The sequence below is a fragment of the Streptomyces sp. NPDC058683 genome (genome assembly GCF_042716195.1).
In the GTDB taxonomy this organism is placed as follows: domain Bacteria; phylum Actinomycetota; class Actinomycetes; order Streptomycetales; family Streptomycetaceae; genus Streptomyces.
This window is the reverse complement of record NZ_JBHXSK010000079.1, coordinates 25,654-40,872: the sequence shown is the minus strand read 5'-3', so window position 1 is coordinate 40,872 and position 15,219 is coordinate 25,654. Positions and strand designations below refer to the sequence as shown.

Here is a 15,219-nt window from a genome sequence, read left to right as displayed (position 1 = left end):
CGGCGGGGGCCCACCCCCCCGGTTGCGGTCTGTTTAGAATATTTTTTACTACTGCTTCGTGGCGTGTGGGGGGGTTGCGCCGGCCAACCCCCCCCCCAACGGCACAGGAGCCCGGAAGGCTCAGGTCCGGTCGACCAAGTCGCTCAGTGTCGCGGCCAGTTCGCCCACCGACTGTTCGCGCAGGAGGTGGTGGGCGGGCACCGGGATGTTCAGGGCCGACTCCAGGGTGCGCTGCAGGGTCAGGGCCGTGAGGGAGTCGATGCCCTGGGTGTAGAGGGGGCGGTTGCGGGCGATGCGGTGGGCCGGAGGGATGTCCAGGTGCTGGGCCAGATTCCGGCAGAGGAACGTCTCGAACGCGCGCCGGCGGTCGTCGCCGGGAGTCTCGCGCAGAGCGCCCAGGTCGAGCGCGGTGGTCGGTGTGGCTGGCACGGTCTCATCGTCCTTTCGTGGGGCGTGGGCGTGGCTGGGAACTGCGCAGGGCGCGCGGGTCGGGGCCGGGGCGCGGGCCGGCCCCGTCGGACCACATCAGGTGGAAGCGCCAGCGGCTGAGCCGCCAGCCGTCCGGGGTGCGGACCGCCTCGCCCTCGCTGTGGCCGCCGATGTCGAAGCGGCCGTCCGGGTCCGGACCGTCGTCGTGGTGCACATGGGACGCGACGAGGTGGATACGGATCCGGGCGGTGTCCCCGTCGACCCGGATGCCATAGTTGGCGGCCAGGTGGTGGGTGCGGGCGAAGCGGGACTTGCGGTCGTAGTGGAAGGCGGCGGCCTGGTCGCGGCCCTCGACCGTGCCGACCGGGAACTCCAGCCGGCAGTCCGGGGTGAAGACCGTGGCCGGCCAGGCGGGGTCGAAGCCGTGTTCGTCCTGGGTGTCGAGCAGGCTGATGTAGCGGTCGATCAGTTCGGCGACGGCCGCACGGTCCGCGAGTACGGCGAACTCGGCGCGCAGGGCGTCGAGTTCGGCACGCAGTTCGAGGACCGTGCCGGCGCGGTCGAGGGACGGGGACGTCATGGGATCCGTGGCTCCAATTCGGGTGAGGGGGCCGGTCAGGCCGCTGGACTGCCCGCGAGACGCCAGCCGCGGGGGTCGCGGTGCGCCGCGAGGCGTTCCGGGCGGCGCCAGCCGGCCACCGGACGGGACTCCAGCGGGCACGGGTCCACCGCGGTCAGGGCGGCCGCGCGGGCGAGCAGGACGGTGGTCAGCGCGGCCAGCTCGGCGGGGCTCGCCGCGCCCTTGACGACCCTGATGACCAGGGCGCCGTCCGTGCCGCCTGCGCCGCCTGTGCCGCCTGTGCCACCTGCGCCACCTGCGCCACCTGCGCCACCTGTGCCGTTCATGCCCTCCGCCGCGTTCACTGCGGCGGGTTGCCGTGCTTGCGGCACGGCAGGTCGGCCTGCTTGCCGCGCAGCATGGCAAGGGCGCGGATCAGGGTGCCACGGGTCGCCCGCGGGTCGATGACGTCGTCGATCAGACCGCGTTCGGCCGCGTAGTAGGGGTGCATCAGCTCGGCCTGGTACTCCTTGATCTTCTGGGCGCGGGTGGACTCGGGGTCGTCGGCGGCCGCGATCTCCCGGCGGAAGATGACGTTCGCCGCGCCCTCGGCGCCCATCACGGCGATCTCGTTGGACGGCCAGGCCAGCGCCAGGTCGGTGCCGATGGAGCGGGAGTCCATGACGATGTACGCGCCGCCGTACGCCTTGCGCAGCACCAGGGAGATGCGCGGCACGGTGGCGTTGCAGTACGCGTAGAGCAGCTTCGCGCCGCGCCGGATGATGCCGTTGTGCTCCTGGGCGACGCCCGGCAGGAACCCCGGTACGTCGATCAGGGTGACCAGCGGGATGTTGAAGGCGTCGCAGAACTGCACGAACCGCGCCGCCTTCTCGCTGGCGTCGATGTCCAGGACGCCGGCGAAGGAGGCGGGCTGGCTGGCGACGATGCCGACGACCTCGCCGTCCAGCCGGGACAGCGCGCACACCACGTTGGTCGCCCAGCCGGGCTGGATCTCGAAGTAGTCGCCGTCGTCGACGATCTCCTCGATGACGGACCGGATGTCGTAGACCCGGCCGGGATCCTCCGGGACCAGCTCCAGGAGGTGGTCGGTGCGCCGCTCGGCGGGGTCCTCGGTCGGCGCCCGGGGCGGCAGGTCACGGTTGTTGGACGGCAGCAGCGACAGCAGGTGCCGTACGTCCTCCATGCAGCTGCGTACGTCGTCGTAGGCGAAGTGGGCCACGCCGGAGGCGGTGGCGTGGACGTCGGCGCCGCCGAGGTCGTTCTGGGTGATCTCCTCGCCCGTCACCGCCTTGACCACGTCCGGCCCGGTGATGAACATCTGGGAGATGTCCCGGACCATGAAGACGAAGTCGGTCAGGGCCGGCGAGTAGGCCGCGCCGCCCGCGCACGGGCCGAGCATCACGCTGATCTGCGGGATCACCCCGGAGGCGCGGGTGTTGCGCTGGAAGATGCCGCCGTAGCCGGCGAGGGCCGAGACGCCCTCCTGGATCCGGGCGCCGGCACCGTCGTTGAGGGACACCAGCGGGGCCCCCGCCGAGACGGCCATGTCCATGATCTTGTGGATCTTCTGGGCATGGGCCTCGCCGAGGGCGCCGCCGAAGATGCGGAAGTCGTGCGCGTAGACGAAGACGGTACGGCCGTGGACCGTGCCCCAGCCGGTGATCACACCGTCGGTGTACGGCCGCTTCTTCTCCAGGCCGAAGCCGGTGGCGCGGTGCCGGCGGAGCATCTCGACCTCGTTGAACGACCCCTCGTCGAGCAGGAGTTCGATACGTTCGTACGCGGTGAGCTTGCCCTTGGCGTGCTGGCGCTCGGTGGCGAGCGGGTCGCCGTGCCGGGCGGCCTCCTTCATCAGGCCGAGCTCCTCGATCCGCTCGGCGGCGCTCCACTGGCCGCGATGCTCACGGTAGTGCAGGCTCGGGCGGCCGGTTTTCTGTTCGAGTGACATTGGTGGGTCACGCTCCCCAGTCGGATACTCCGGTGGTCGTGCCTTCGGCGCCCCGGTGCACGGGCACGCCCACGGTGCCGTCGGCGTCCAGGTCGACCGTCCGTCCCGCGTACAGCGCGAAAGGCGGCACCCAGCGCACGGTGACCTGCTCCGGCGCACCGCCGCGTACCGCGACGGCCGCGTTGTGCCGGGGCCCCGACGGCAGGTCGAGCAGCGTCCAGCCGGCCGGCCTGCGGTAGGGGTCGGCACCCAGGTAGTCGTGGCCGGGGTCGCGGGACAGACCGGTGCCCAGCGCCTTGAGAAAGGCCTCCTTGCGGGTCCACAGCCGCCCGAAGGCCGCGCGCCGCTGCCCGGCGTCGTCGAGCGCCGCCAGCTCCTTCTGCTCCCCCGGGTGCAGCGCCGGGGTGCACACCTCGACGGTCTCGGCCCGCGGCAGCCGCTCCACGTCGGCGCCGACGACCGTACGGGAGACGGCGACCACGGCCATGCCGTGGCTGTGCGCCAGCGAGAAGTGCAGGGGCGGGTCGGGGTGGGCGACCGCCGGGCGGCCGTGCGGTTCGGCGCAGCCCGGGCAGGGCTCCCGCACGAACGGCACGTCCTGCGGGGCGAGCCCCAGGTAGGCCCCCAGGAGCCGGCGCAGGGCGACGTGCGCGGAGGCGTACGTCACCCCGTCCGTGGGCCGGACGAAGGACGCGGTCCGCCTGCGCTCCGCCTCGCTCAGCTCGGTCAGGTCGAGCAGTTCGGCCGCGGTCTCCAGAGGCGCCCGGCGGACCATCCAGACGTCCAGCTGCCCGGCGGCCGGCACCCGGGGCTCGGTGGCGAGGGTGGCCGCGCCGAACTCCAGGACCGGCATCTGCCCGATCACCTCGGGCTCGGCACGTCGTGCGCGACGAGGTGGTACTCGCCCTTCCCGGCGTGCTTGTGCGGGCTGTCCTCCGGGCCGAGCTGTCCGGCCAGGCACTCGACCAGCTCGGCGGCGCTGTTGGCGCGCAGCAGCCGGTTGAGGTTGACGTCGACGCGCAGCGCGGCCTCCATCCGCCGCTGGAGCTCCAGGCCGTTGATGGACCCGATGCCCAGGCTGTTCATCGGGCGGCCCACGGTGTCGATGTTCTCGGGTGACACCCGCAGCACCCGGGCGAGTTCGCCGCGCACGTACGCGTCGATGATCCGGGTGCGCTCGGCGAGGCCGACGGAGGCGAGGTGCACGAGGCTGGGAGGGACCACCTCGACGATCTGGTCGCGCTCGAACTCGTAGTCCAGGTCGTCCAGTTCGTCCTCCAGGTCGTCGAAGACCCAGGTCTGCGTTGTCTGGTCCATGGTCATTCCCCGTCGTGGAGTGAGGAGGGTGGGGTACGGATCAGGCCGGTGAGGCCGACGAGCAGGCCCAGGAAACCGAGCACGGCGACCAGGGTCAGCGCGGGCCGGCAGGCGGCGGCCGCTGCGGCCGGGCCCGGGGCGGGTGCGAGTGCGGGTGTGAGTGCGGGTGCGTATGCGGGTGCGTATGCGGCGAGCAGGGCGGCGACCAGCGCGACCGTGACGACCGCGGCGAGCTGTACGGCCGTCTGGTACAGGCCGCTGCCGGTGAGCCGGTCTGCGGGCGCGAGGCGGGACATCGCCTGCATGTTCAGCGCGGCGAAGGACAGCACGAAGCCGGCGCCGACCAGCAGGAGCGTGGGCAGCATCCGGCCGGGGTAGTCCAACGGCCATGGATCCGGGCGCAGTTGGAGCAGGTAGCCCGCGAAGGCGCAGGCGGCGCCGGCCACGATGAGGCGGGGGGCGCCGAACCTGGCGACCAGGCGGCCGGAGGCGAGCGCGGTGAGCGCCGGGGGCGCGGCGGCCGGGGTGAGGGCGAGGGCGGTGCGGAGGGGGGACCAGCCGGCGAGGGTCTGGGTCTGGTACGTCAGGACGAACAGGAGGCCCAGGTAGGAGCCGTTGAGACAGGCTGCGCCGGCCGCGGAGCGGAGCAGTGCGGAGTTGCTGCGCAGCGAGGGGCCGATGTGCAGGAGGGGGGCGGGTGCGTGCCGCTCCACTCGCCAGAGCAGCAGCAGGAGCAACCCGGCCGCGGTGAGCGGCCCGACGGCTCTCGGGTCGCTCCAGCCGTGGCCGGGGAGTTGGGTGACGCCCTGGACGAGGGCGAGGAGGGCGCCTAGGAGGGTGAGGGCGCCCGGGATGTCGTAACGGTCCGCCGTCCATGTTCGGGTGCGGCGCCGTGGGGGCTGGTCGCGCAGTTCCCCGCGCCCCTTCGGGGCGCTCTCGGCGCCCCTCCTTGGAAGGCTCAGGTCAGCTGCCTTCGGGGCGCTCTCGGCGCCCCTCCCTGGAACGCTCAGGTCAGCTGCCTTCGGGGCGCTCTCGGCGCCCCTTCTTGGAAGGCTCAGGTCGGCTGCCTTCAGGGTGCTCCCGGCGCCCCTCCTCAGGGGGCTCGGGGCGGCTGCCGTCAGGGTGGCCTCCTCGTCGCCCTTCGGGATCAGGCGCAGTCCGCATGCGAAGAGCAGCAGTACCACCGGCGCCGGAAAGGCGAACGCCCAGCGCCAGGATGTCTCGGTCAGCCAGCCGGAGAGGAGCAGGCCGGCCGTGAAGCCGCCCGCGCCGAAGAGGGTGTAGACCGAGACGGCCCGGGATCGGGGGCGGCCCTCCGGGAAGGTGCTGGTGATGATGGCGAGGCCGGTGGGGGCCGTGAGGGCCGCGCAGAAGCCCTTGGTCAGGCGGGTGGCGAGGAGCAGCCACGGGTCCTGGGCGAGGGCGCTGAGCACGGACGCGGCGGCGAAGACGAGGAGGGCCGCCAGGTAGACGCGGCGGCGGCCGAGGAGGGTCACCACGCGGGCGCCGAAGAGGAGCAGGCCGCCGAAGCCGGCGGCGAAGCCGGTCATCGCCCACTGGCTGACGGTCGGCGCCACCCCGAGGTCCGTGCCGATGGCGGGCAGCGCCACCACCGCCACGGACACCTCCAGCGCGTCGATGAGCATGTTGCCGGCGAGGACGAGCAGCAGGCCCCACAGCCGGGGGCCGAACCGTTCGTCCGGACCGGCGGCGACCGGTGACGGAAGGGTCCTGGTCACCGCGTCACCCGAGGAGCGTGCCGCCGCTCGCGTCGACGAAGGAGCCGGTGACCCAGCGGGCGTCGTCGGAGACGAGGAAGGCGATGACGTCGGCGACGTCCTGCGGTTCGCCGACCCGGTTGAAGGTGGACAGCGCCGACATGGCCTCGACGGCCTCGGGGATGCCGAACACCGGGTTGCCGTTGCGGGTGATGCCCGGCGCGACGCTGTTCACGGTGATCCCGCGCGGGCCCAGCAACTTGGCGTAGTGCAGGGCGAGTTGTTCCACCGCGCCCTTGCTCATGGCGTACGCGATCTCGTCCGGGTTGGCGAACCGGGTCAGCCCCGAGGAGATGTTCACGATCCGGCCGCCGTCGGACATGTTCACCAGCGCCCGCTGGATGACGAAGAACGGCGCCCTGGCGTTGACCGCGAAGATCCGGTCGAACTGCTCCGGGGTGGTGTCCTCGGCCTTGACCCCGCCCATCACACCGGCGTTGTTGACCAGGATGTTCAGCTCGGTCTCGCCGGTGCGCTCCTTCAGCCCCGCCTCCAGGGCGAGGAACAGTTCGTGGACGTCGCCGGGGGTGCCCAGCTCCGCCTTGACCGCGAACGCCCGGCCGCCGTCCTTCTCGATCCCGGCGACCACCTCGGCGGCGGCCTCCTCGCTGGTGCCGTAGTGCACGGCGACCAGGGCGCCGTCGGCGGCGAGCCGCTCGGCGGTGGCCCGGCCCATGCCCCGGCTGGCGCCGGTGACAAGGGCGGTCTTTCCGGTCAGGTTGCCCATCTTCCTTCTCCTGCCAGTCAGTTGTGGTGAGCGGACGGCGGCACGCGCGGTGGGTGCGGTGGGCGCGGTGGGTGCGAACCAGCGGCCGAGGGCCTCGCGCAGCCCGTCCGCCGAGCCGCCGGCCCAGGCGACGTAACCGTCGGGTCGTACGAGCACGGCCCCGAAGGAGAGCGGACCGGTGTCCAGGGGCCGTGCGGTGACCGTGTCGACGCGGGCCGACCAGTCGCCGGCCGCCCCGGCCAGCGCCTCGTCCGTCACGAGCAGCAGCCCGCGTGCCGAGTGCAGCAGCTCGGCGGTGGTCGCCCCCGAGTCGAGCCGCAGCTCGGGCAGCCGCGCGCCGACGAGCCCGGTCTGCTCTTCGCCGTGCGGCACGCCGCCGTACCGCACGTCGAGACCGCTGATCATCCCGGCGAGGTGCGCGCGGACCTTCTCGTACGAGGTGAGTTCGCCGACGACCGAGCGCACCGGGTCCACCTCGGGCCCGCCGAGCAGCAGCCGGGCCTGGGCGCGGATGTTGGACAGGACGCGACGCCCGACCGCGTGCCGTTCGTCGTGATAGGTGTCCAGCAGCCCCGCCGGGGCCCGGCCGAGGACGGTGGCCGCGAGCTTCCAGCCCAGGTTGACCGCGTCCTGGAGGCCGAGGTTGAGGGCCTGGCCGCCGATCGGCATCTGCTGGTGGGCCGCGTCGCCGGCGAGCAGTACCCGGCCCGCGCGGTAGCGCTCGGCCTGCCGGGAGGCGTCGCCGAAGGAGTTGACCCACAGCGGGGTGCCGTGGGCGATGTCCTCGCCGGTGACCTCCCGCCAGGCGGTCACGATGTCGGCGAACTCCGCCTCGCCCGAGCCGCGGGGCGGGGTGCCGAACCGGTGGACCATCACCCGGGTGACGCCGTCGCCGCGCCGGGCGGCGATGGCGAGCCCGTTCGGCAGCCGCTGGAACCGCCGGTTGGGGATGTCGATGCCGTCGACGTCGGCGCGGATCAGCTCCCGTCCGGCGTCGTTGCCGGGGAAGGGGATGTCCGCGAGCCGTCGTACGGCCGAGCGCTCGCCGTCGCAGCCGACGACGTACCCCGCGGTGAACTCCCGCCGTCGGCCGCCGTGTTCGGCGACGACGACCACCCGGTCCCGGTCCTCCCGCAGGGCGACGACCTCGTGGCCGCGCAGCACCCGCGCCCCGAGCCGCTCCGCCCAGGCGCCGAGGAGTTCCTCGGTGCGGGTCTGCGGGACCTTCCACTGCCCGGGATGGCTGCTGGGCAGGGTGAGGTCGAGCGGGAGGCCGCCGAAGTGGCCGCGGGGTTCGTGGGGCGGCGGCTCGGGGTCGCCGAAGCCGCCGGGCCCTTCGAGCAGGCCGCGCTGCCGCAGCAGCTCCATGGTGCGGGCGTGCAGGGTGGACGCCCGCGACTGGGTCGTCGGGGCGTCCAGCCGTTCCAGTACGGTCACTTCGGCGCCGCCGAGGCGCAGTTCCCCGGCGAGCATCAGCCCGACGGGCCCGGCGCCGACCACCACGACGTGCGTCTCGACAGCGTCGGCACCGGCCATGGGTCAGCGCCTCGCCTCGGCGTACGCCTTGGCGTGGTTCAGGGTGGCGCGGCTGTTGGTGCTGAGCGCGCCCTGGACGTACTCACGGGCCTCGGCGACACCCGCGTCCGGACCGAGGATCTTCTCGATGTTCTCCGGGCGCAGCACGACGGTGTGCTGCGAGGAGGCGAAGGTGCCCGCGTCGGTCTCGCGGAACGTCCAGTAGCCGGTGTGCAGGTTCATCAGGGCCGGCAGCGTGGTCTGCTTGTAGGCGATCTTCCGGCCGTCCAGGCAGACCCGGTACGACTTGGTGGTGTGCGTCGAACCGTCCTTGGCGCGGGTGTCCATCTCCAGGGTCTGCAGACCCGGGGTGTCCTCGGTGAGGCGGACGGTCGCCACGTGCGGCAGCCGCTCGGACCAGCGGTCGGCCTCGTTGACGAAGTCGTAGAGGTCCTTGGCGGAGCCGTCGACCTCGACGGTGTCCTCGAAGGAGAAGGTCAGCTCCTCGGAGGCGGTGGCGAGTTCGACGTTGGTCTTCAGCGCGGCCAGCTCGGAACGGGAGTTGCGGTCGACGGCCTCGTCGATCCAGGCGAGCCCGGCCGGGTCGTCGTCGACGGCGGTGTAGTCGTGCAGCAGCCGGATCCGGGCGGCGCCGTCGTCGAGCGGCTCGATGATCCAGGTGCCGCCCATGCTCGCGACGGGCGGCGTGGAGACGGTCTGCCGGAAGGTGATCCGCAGGCCGTCGGGGTCCAGCACCCGGCGCGAAGTCCAGTTCTTGGCCTCGCCGTTGGCGGTGGCCCAGATCCCGATGAGCTCCTCGTGGCCGGAGCGCTCCAGGTGGTCGACGTAGATGGTCGGCGGGAAGATCCGCGGCCAGTTGGCCACGTCGGCGATCAGCCGGTAGACCTCGGCGGCCGGCGCCGAGACGGTGATCTCGTGCTCGACTTCCTTGGGCTCGGACATGCGTGAACTCCTAGAGGGTGCCGGGGGTTTCAGAAGTTGCCGAGGCCGCCGCAGACGTTGAGGGCCTGGGCGGTGATGGAGGCGGCCGTGTCGGAGGCGAGGTAGCCGACGAGTCCGGCGACCTCCTCGGGGGTGGAGTAGCGGCCGAGCGGGATCTTCGCCTGGAACTTGTCGAGGATGGCCTCCTCGGAGGTGGCGTAGGCGGACGCGTAGCCGGCGCGGACGCGCTGGGCCATGGGGGTCTCGACGTATCCCGGGCAGACGGCGTTGACGGTGATGCCGGTGGGGGCCAGCTCGTTGCCCAGGGCCTTGGTGAAGCCCACCACCCCGTGCTTGGAGGCGGAGTACGGCGCCCCCAGCACCACGCCCTGCTTGCCCGCCGTCGAGGCGATGTTGATGATCCGCCCCCGGCTCTTGTCCCGCATGCCGCCGGTGGTGAGGGCGGCGCGGGTGAGGCGGAAGACGCTGTTGAGGTTGGTCTCGACGACGTCGTACCAGAGCTCGTCGTCGATGTCGGCGGTCACCCCGCCGCCGGACCGGCCGGCGTTGTTGACCAGGACGTCGACGGTGCCGTAGCGGTCGACGGCCGCCTGGACGAAGTTCGCGATGGACAGCGCGGACCGGACGTCGAGAGTGGTGCCGTCGACCTCCAGTCCCTCCGCGCGCAGTTCCTTGACGGTCCGCTCCACGTTCGCGGCGTCGCGGGAGCCGATGAAGACGCGGTGGCCCTGCTGGGCCAGCAGCCGCGCCGAGGCGAGGCCGATTCCGCTGGTGGCCCCGGAGACCAGGGCGACCTTCTGCTGCTGTTCGGACATGTCTGCCGCTCCCTTTCAGGGCGTTCAGGTCTTTCGGGCATGGGGATGCCGCCGGCGCCCGGAACGAACGGGGGGCGGGCGCCGGCGGCCGGAGGGGGGAGAGGGGTCGGTCAGGCCGCGGTGGCGGTGACGTCACCGAGCTGCGTGTTGACGAGGACGAGCAGCTCACGGGGGGTCTTCGCCTCGGTCACCACGGTGTCGTCGAGCGTGATGGCGTACTCCCGCTCGATGCGTCCGCAGGTCTCCAGGATGGCGAGCGACTCGTAGCTGAGCTCCTCGAAGTCGGTGTCGAGGATGTCCCCGTCGAGATCGACGCTCTCATCGGCGCCGGCGGCCTCCAGCAGGATCCGCTTGAGGTCGTCGAGGGTGAAGGACTGGGTGGCCACGGTGATCTTCCTTTCGGTTCTACGAATCGTTTCCACGAACGGGAACACCCGCCCTTCCGGCCCGGCGTGGGAGAGAGTGGTGGGCCGGAAGGGCGGGTGTGTCTTGGGGGGCGGGGGTCGGCGGGGGGCCCGGGGGGACGCTTGCCGGCGCTTGCAGGGTGCCGCTGCGCCCACCCGTGCCGCCCCAGCGGCACGACTGCCCGCAGCTATGTAGCCGGCGTGAGTGCAGCGCCCCTTGAGGGGCGCGGGGAACTGCGCGATCAGCCCCCACCGGCCCGCGGCCGAACCGCTACGCCCGTACGACCATCGCCGAGTTGAACCCGGCGTAGCCGCGCGCCAGCACCAGCGCCGTCCGTACCTCGGTCAGCCGCGGCTCCCCCACCACCAGGTCGAGGTCATAACTCGCCTCCGGCGAGACATGCACCGTCGCCGGCACCACCCCGTCCCTGATCGCGAGCAGCGCCGTCGCCACGTCCAGCGGCGCCGCCCCGGAGTACAGCCGCCCGGTCATCGTCTTCGGCGCGGTCACCGGCACCCCGTGCGGCCCGAACACGTCGCTGAGCGCGTCCGCCTCCACCCGGTCCAGCTCTGGCACGGCCGCCGCGTCGGCGAACACGACGTCCACGTCGGCCGCGTCCACGCCCGCGTCGGCGAGGGCCAGTTCGACGGCCTTGCGCAGCCCCGGCGGCCGCTCGCTCCCCGGCGCCGGATCGAACGTCGCACCGTACCCGGCGATCTCCCCGTACACCCGGGCGTCCCGCCGCGCGGCCGTCTCCTCGGCCTCCAGGATCAGGATCGCCCCGCCCTCGCCGGCCACATGCCCGGCCGCGGCCGGGTCGAACGGCAGGTACGACCGCTCGGGCTCCTCCGCCGTGGACAGCCGGTCGCTGGCCAGCTGCGCCACCCACCCCCACGGGCAGACGGACGCGTCGATCGCCCCGGAGACGATGAGCTGCGTCCCCTTCCGGATCTGCCGGCGTGCGTGGGCCAGCGCCTCGAGGCCGCCCGCCTGGTCGGACACGACGACCCCGCTCGGCCCCTTCATCCCGTTGCGGATGGAGATCTGGCCGCTGTTGACGGCGTAGAACCAGGCGAACGACTGGTATGCCGAGACGAACTGGCTGCCCTGGCTCCACAGCTTCTGCAGCTCGCCCTGGCCGAACTCGAATCCGCCGGAGGAGCTGGCGGTGACCACGCCCATGTCGTAGGCGGGCAGGTCGGCCGGGCTGACGTCCGCGTCGGCCAGCGCCCAGTCCGTCGCGACGAGCGCGAGCCGGGTCATGTGGTCGGTCTGGGCGAGCAGCCGGCTCGGCAGGTGGTCGCCGGCGCTGAAACCGGGGACCTCCCCGGCCAGTTTCGCCGGGTACCCGGACGGGTCGAACCGGGTGATCCGGGCGATCCCGCTCTTGCCGGCGCGGGCGGCCGCCCAGTAGTCGGCGGTACCGAGGCCGTTGGGCGCGGCGATGCCGAGCCCGGTGACAACCGTGCGCGTGCTCATGCTGCCGTGTTCCTCTCCGGTCGGGCGAGCACCATCGCGCTCTGGAAGCCGCCGAACCCGCTGCCCACGGTGAGCACCGCGTCGGTGCGGTGCTCGCGGGCGGTGAGCGGCACGTAGTCCAGGTCGCACTCGGGGTCGGGGGTGTGCAGGTTCGCCGTCGGGGGCACCACGTTGTGCTCCATGGCGAGGACGGACGCGGCGATCTCGATGGAGCCGATCGCGCCGAGCGAGTGCCCGACCATCGACTTGATCGAGGACACCGGGGTCCGGTAGGCGTGGTCGCCGAGGCTCTTCTTGAACGCGGCGGTCTCGTGCCGGTCGTTCTGCTTGGTGCCGGAGCCGTGCGCGTTGATGTAGTCGATGGCCTCGGGGTTGAGCCGGGCCTCGTCCAGCGCGACCGAGATCGCCTCGGCCATCTCGGCGCCGTCCGGGCGCAGTCCGGTCATGTGGAAGGCGTTGCAGCGGGAGGCGTACCCGGCGATCTCGGCGTAGATGTGCGCACCGCGGCTCCGCGCCGCCTCCAGCTCCTCCAGGACGAAGACGGCCGACCCCTCGCCCAGCACGAACCCGTTGCGGGTGCCGTCGAAGGGGCGGGAGGCGTGCTCGGGGTCGTCGTTGCGCGAGGTGGTGGCCTTGATGGCGTCGAAGCAGGCGAGGGTGATCGGGGAGATCGGGGCGTCGGTGGCGCCGGCGATCATCGCGCAGGCGGAGCCCTCCCGGATCAGCTCGACGGCGTGCCCGACGGAGTCGAGACCCGAGGTGCAGCCGGTGGAGACGACGGTGGCCGCGCCCTCGGCACCCACCGACCAGGCCACCTCGGCGGCGAAGGAACTGGGCACCAGGTAGTTGTAGAGGTGCGGGACGGCGTAGGTGTGGTCGACCAGTTCGAGCCGGCCGCCGTCGCTGACCACCCGGTACTCCTGGTCGAGGCCCATGGTCGCGCCGACCGCGCTGCCGATGGTGACCCCGACCCGGTGCGGGTCGGCGCCGGACAGGTCGAGCCCGCTGTCGGCGAGCGCCTCGCGGGCACTGACGACGGCCAGCTGGGCCGCACGGTCCATCCGGCGTATCTCCTGCGGGCCGAGCCCGTGGTCCTCGGGGTCGAAGTCGACCTCGGCGGCGACCCGGGACCGGAAGGAGGACGGGTCGAAGAAGGTGATGCCGCGGGTCGCGGTGCGGCCCTCGCTGAGCAGGTTCCAGAAGTTCTTCGTGCCGACACCGCCGGGGGCGATGACCCCGACCCCGGTGATGACCACTCGCCTGGCGTTCACGCCCGGCCCTCCCAGTCGTAGAAGCGCGTGGCGACCGCGTCGGCGGGAGACCGCCAGGTGGCGGGGTCGTACGCCTGGATGAACGGCTTGAGGTCCTCGCTGATCCGCACGAACCGCGGGTCGGTCTTGGCGGACTCGATCAGCTCACCGCCGTTGTCGGTGTCGAAGTGCTGGAGGTGGAAGTACAGCCCGCGGTAGGCGAACAGCTCACGCCTCCGGGTGCCCATGAGATGCGGCATCTCGGTCTCGTCGAACTCCTTGAACAACCGCGCGACGTCCTGGCTGTGCGCCGGCTCCATACGAGCGACGATCAGGGTGCTGTGCATGGGAATCTCCTCAAAGGGGGGCCACTTGTCAGCGCCCCGCAAGGGGCAGCGCCCGATGGGGCGCGGGGAACTGCGCGACCAGCCACGACGCCGGGGCAGCCGCACGACAACACGACGCGGCACTCTCTGCGGCGCCCTCAGTGGACCGGCCCGAACCACCGCTCAAGAGCCATCGGCAGATCCGCATGACTGCCCGGCGCCACCCAGGCCACATAACCGTCGGGCCGCACCAGCACGGCCGTGGCACCCGCGAGCGGACTGTCGGCCGGCAGCTCCGCCACCGCCGTCACCACGTCCACCCGGTCCCGCCAGGCCCAGGCGCGCTCCCGCAGCCGCGCGTTGTCGGCGAGGTCGAGCAGGACACCCCGCCCGGACCGCAGCGCCTCCGTGCTGGAGGCCACCCTCTTGTGGCCCGCGAGCGGCACGTTCGGCAGCCGTCGGCCCAGCAGCGCGCCCGCGCCCCCGTCGAGGTCGTAGTGGATCTCAAGCCCGGAGACCATCGCCGCCAGGTGTTTGCTGACCTCGGGATAGCGGATCAGCTCGTTCAGCACGTCGCGCAGCGGCTGCACCTCGGGTCCGGACAGGAACAGCAGGCCCTGGGCCCGGGTGTTCATCATCAGCCGCTGCCCGACCGGGTGCCGCTCGTCGTGGTACGTGTCGAGCAGGGCCTCGGGCGCCCGCCCCCGCACCACCGCGCCCAGCTTCCAGCCGAGGTTCACGGCGTCCTGGATGCTGGTGTTCATGCCCTGGCCGCCGGCCGGCAGATGGATGTGCGCGGAGTCCCCGGCGAGCAGGATCCGGCCGCGCCGGTACTCGGTGACCAGGCGGGTGCCGTCGCCGAACGACGACACCCACACCGCCTCGGCGTGCGAGATGTCGTCGCCGGTCAGCCGCTGCCAGGCCGCCGCGGCCTCCGCCCAGGTGGGCGGCTTCTCGCGGCGCTGCGGCGGGGTGCCGCGCTCGCAGATGATCAGCCGGGTGATGCCGCCGGGCAGCGGGCCGACCATGACCATGCCGCCGGGCAGGGTCTCCCCGATCATCCGGGGCTCCAGCTCGATACCGCGCACGTCGGCCAGGTACATCTCCAGCGTCGACGGGGTGCCCGGGAAGTCGAACCCGGCGGCCTTGCGGATGGTCGAGCGGCCGCCGTCGCAGCCCACCAGGTACTCGGCGCGCAGCCGGTGCACGCCCTCGGGGCCGCGCACCTCGACCTCGACGCTGTCCTCCTTCTCCTTGACGGACAGCACCTCGTGCCGGCGCCGGATGTCCGCGCCGAGCCGGCCGGCCCACTCCTCCAGGACGGTCTCGGTGACCGACTGAGGGATCGTCTTGGCGGCCTGGTGGGCGCCGTCGAGGACACCGAAGTCGACCGGCAGGCCGCCGAAGTGGCCCACGTTGCTGACCTCGATGTCCCCGAAGCGGGGCAGCAGTCCGCGCTGGTCGAAGACCTCCATGGTGCGGGCGGTGAAGCCGAGGCCGCGCGACTCTCCGGTGCGCGCGGGCAGCTTCTCCAAAACGATGACGTCGGCGCCCGCGAGCCGTAGCTCGCCCGCGAGCATCATGCCGGCCGGCCCGGCGCCCACGACGATGACTTGTGCGTCCATGACACTCCTCGGGAACGGGTAACGGTCCGTACGGTCCGGTCTGCGGGACCGTCGAAGACGAT

Annotated in this window: 15 protein-coding genes; all 15 read right to left on the bottom strand. The window is 72.6% G+C overall.

What is annotated here, in order from left to right; genetic code table 11:
- Positions 1–120: 120 nt before the first annotated feature.
- The 15 genes from ACFWXC_RS49275 to ACFWXC_RS49205 all read right to left on the bottom strand — a co-directional run bounded on the left by ACFWXC_RS49275 (position 121) and on the right by ACFWXC_RS49205 (position 15,157).
- Complete coding sequence (locus ACFWXC_RS49275; RefSeq protein WP_384490188.1) at positions 121–429, bottom strand: acyl carrier protein; 309 nt, start codon at positions 427–429, stop codon at positions 121–123.
- Positions 430–433: 4 nt separating this feature from the next.
- Complete coding sequence (locus ACFWXC_RS49270) at positions 434–1,009, bottom strand: nuclear transport factor 2 family protein (RefSeq protein WP_384490186.1); 576 nt, start codon at positions 1,007–1,009, stop codon at positions 434–436.
- Between the two features lie 35 nt (positions 1,010–1,044).
- Positions 1,045–1,335, bottom strand: a complete 291-nt coding sequence (locus ACFWXC_RS49265) for an acyl-CoA carboxylase epsilon subunit (RefSeq protein ID WP_384490184.1) — start codon at positions 1,333–1,335, stop codon at positions 1,045–1,047.
- Positions 1,336–1,349: 14 nt separating this feature from the next.
- Positions 1,350–2,861 (bottom strand): acyl-CoA carboxylase subunit beta, encoded by a 1,512-nt coding sequence (locus ACFWXC_RS49260; protein WP_384490190.1) that lies wholly within the window; start codon positions 2,859–2,861, stop codon positions 1,350–1,352.
- 103 nt (positions 2,862–2,964) lie between these two features.
- Complete coding sequence (locus ACFWXC_RS49255) at positions 2,965–3,810, bottom strand: 4'-phosphopantetheinyl transferase family protein (protein WP_384490182.1); 846 nt, start codon at positions 3,808–3,810, stop codon at positions 2,965–2,967.
- An 8-nt stretch (positions 3,811–3,818) separates the two neighbouring features.
- On the bottom strand, positions 3,819–4,274 hold the full coding sequence (locus ACFWXC_RS49250; protein ID WP_384490180.1) for an acyl carrier protein: 456 nt from the start codon (positions 4,272–4,274) through the stop codon (positions 3,819–3,821).
- 2 nt (positions 4,275–4,276) lie between these two features.
- The gene (locus tag ACFWXC_RS49245) at positions 4,277–6,013 is read right to left on the bottom strand and encodes an MFS transporter (protein WP_384490178.1); all 1,737 of its coding nucleotides are present in this window, start codon (positions 6,011–6,013) and stop codon (positions 4,277–4,279) included.
- Between the two features lie 4 nt (positions 6,014–6,017).
- Positions 6,018–8,315 (bottom strand): SDR family oxidoreductase, encoded by a 2,298-nt coding sequence (locus tag ACFWXC_RS49240; protein WP_384490176.1) that lies wholly within the window; start codon positions 8,313–8,315, stop codon positions 6,018–6,020.
- A gap of 3 nt (positions 8,316–8,318) precedes the next feature.
- Entirely contained in the window at positions 8,319–9,257 is a 939-nt protein-coding gene (locus tag ACFWXC_RS49235) for an aromatase/cyclase (protein WP_384490174.1), read from the bottom strand.
- 29 nt (positions 9,258–9,286) lie between these two features.
- A complete protein-coding gene (gene fabG, locus ACFWXC_RS49230; protein WP_384490172.1) occupies positions 9,287–10,072 on the bottom strand; it encodes a 3-oxoacyl-ACP reductase FabG in 786 nt (261 codons plus the stop codon).
- 110 nt (positions 10,073–10,182) lie between these two features.
- Positions 10,183–10,458, bottom strand: a complete 276-nt coding sequence (locus tag ACFWXC_RS49225; protein WP_384490170.1) for a phosphopantetheine-binding protein — start codon at positions 10,456–10,458, stop codon at positions 10,183–10,185.
- Between the two features lie 289 nt (positions 10,459–10,747).
- Complete coding sequence (locus ACFWXC_RS49220; protein WP_384490168.1) at positions 10,748–11,956, bottom strand: ketosynthase chain-length factor; 1,209 nt, start codon at positions 11,954–11,956, stop codon at positions 10,748–10,750.
- A complete protein-coding gene (locus tag ACFWXC_RS49215) occupies positions 11,953–13,227 on the bottom strand; it encodes a beta-ketoacyl-[acyl-carrier-protein] synthase family protein (protein ID WP_384490166.1) in 1,275 nt (424 codons plus the stop codon). The genes ACFWXC_RS49220 and ACFWXC_RS49215 overlap by 4 nt, the downstream gene beginning before the upstream one ends.
- A complete protein-coding gene (locus ACFWXC_RS49210) occupies positions 13,224–13,553 on the bottom strand; it encodes a TcmI family type II polyketide cyclase (protein WP_360483600.1) in 330 nt (109 codons plus the stop codon). The genes ACFWXC_RS49215 and ACFWXC_RS49210 overlap by 4 nt, the downstream gene beginning before the upstream one ends.
- Before the next feature lie 137 nt (positions 13,554–13,690).
- On the bottom strand, positions 13,691–15,157 hold the full coding sequence (locus ACFWXC_RS49205) for an FAD-dependent monooxygenase (RefSeq protein WP_384490164.1): 1,467 nt from the start codon (positions 15,155–15,157) through the stop codon (positions 13,691–13,693).
- Positions 15,158–15,219: the final 62 nt, after the last annotated feature.

Coding starts and splice junctions, on each gene's coding strand:
- ACFWXC_RS49235 (WP_384490174.1), bottom strand. CDS start 9,257: ATGTCCGAGCCCAAGGAAGTCGAGCACGAGATCACCGTCTCGGCGCCG.
- ACFWXC_RS49255 (WP_384490182.1), bottom strand. CDS start 3,810: ATGCCGGTCCTGGAGTTCGGCGCGGCCACCCTCGCCACCGAGCCCCGG.
- ACFWXC_RS49220 (WP_384490168.1), bottom strand. CDS start 11,956: ATGAGCACGCGCACGGTTGTCACCGGGCTCGGCATCGCCGCGCCCAAC.
- ACFWXC_RS49205 (WP_384490164.1), bottom strand. CDS start 15,157: ATGGACGCACAAGTCATCGTCGTGGGCGCCGGGCCGGCCGGCATGATG.
- ACFWXC_RS49250 (WP_384490180.1), bottom strand. CDS start 4,274: ATGGACCAGACAACGCAGACCTGGGTCTTCGACGACCTGGAGGACGAA.
- ACFWXC_RS49270 (WP_384490186.1), bottom strand. CDS start 1,009: ATGACGTCCCCGTCCCTCGACCGCGCCGGCACGGTCCTCGAACTGCGT.
- ACFWXC_RS49240 (WP_384490176.1), bottom strand. CDS start 8,315: ATGGCCGGTGCCGACGCTGTCGAGACGCACGTCGTGGTGGTCGGCGCC.
- ACFWXC_RS49260 (WP_384490190.1), bottom strand. CDS start 2,861: ATGAAGGAGGCCGCCCGGCACGGCGACCCGCTCGCCACCGAGCGCCAG.
- ACFWXC_RS49210 (WP_360483600.1), bottom strand. CDS start 13,553: ATGCACAGCACCCTGATCGTCGCTCGTATGGAGCCGGCGCACAGCCAG.
- ACFWXC_RS49265 (WP_384490184.1), bottom strand. CDS start 1,335: ATGAACGGCACAGGTGGCGCAGGTGGCGCAGGTGGCGCAGGTGGCACA.
- fabG (WP_384490172.1), bottom strand. CDS start 10,072: ATGTCCGAACAGCAGCAGAAGGTCGCCCTGGTCTCCGGGGCCACCAGC.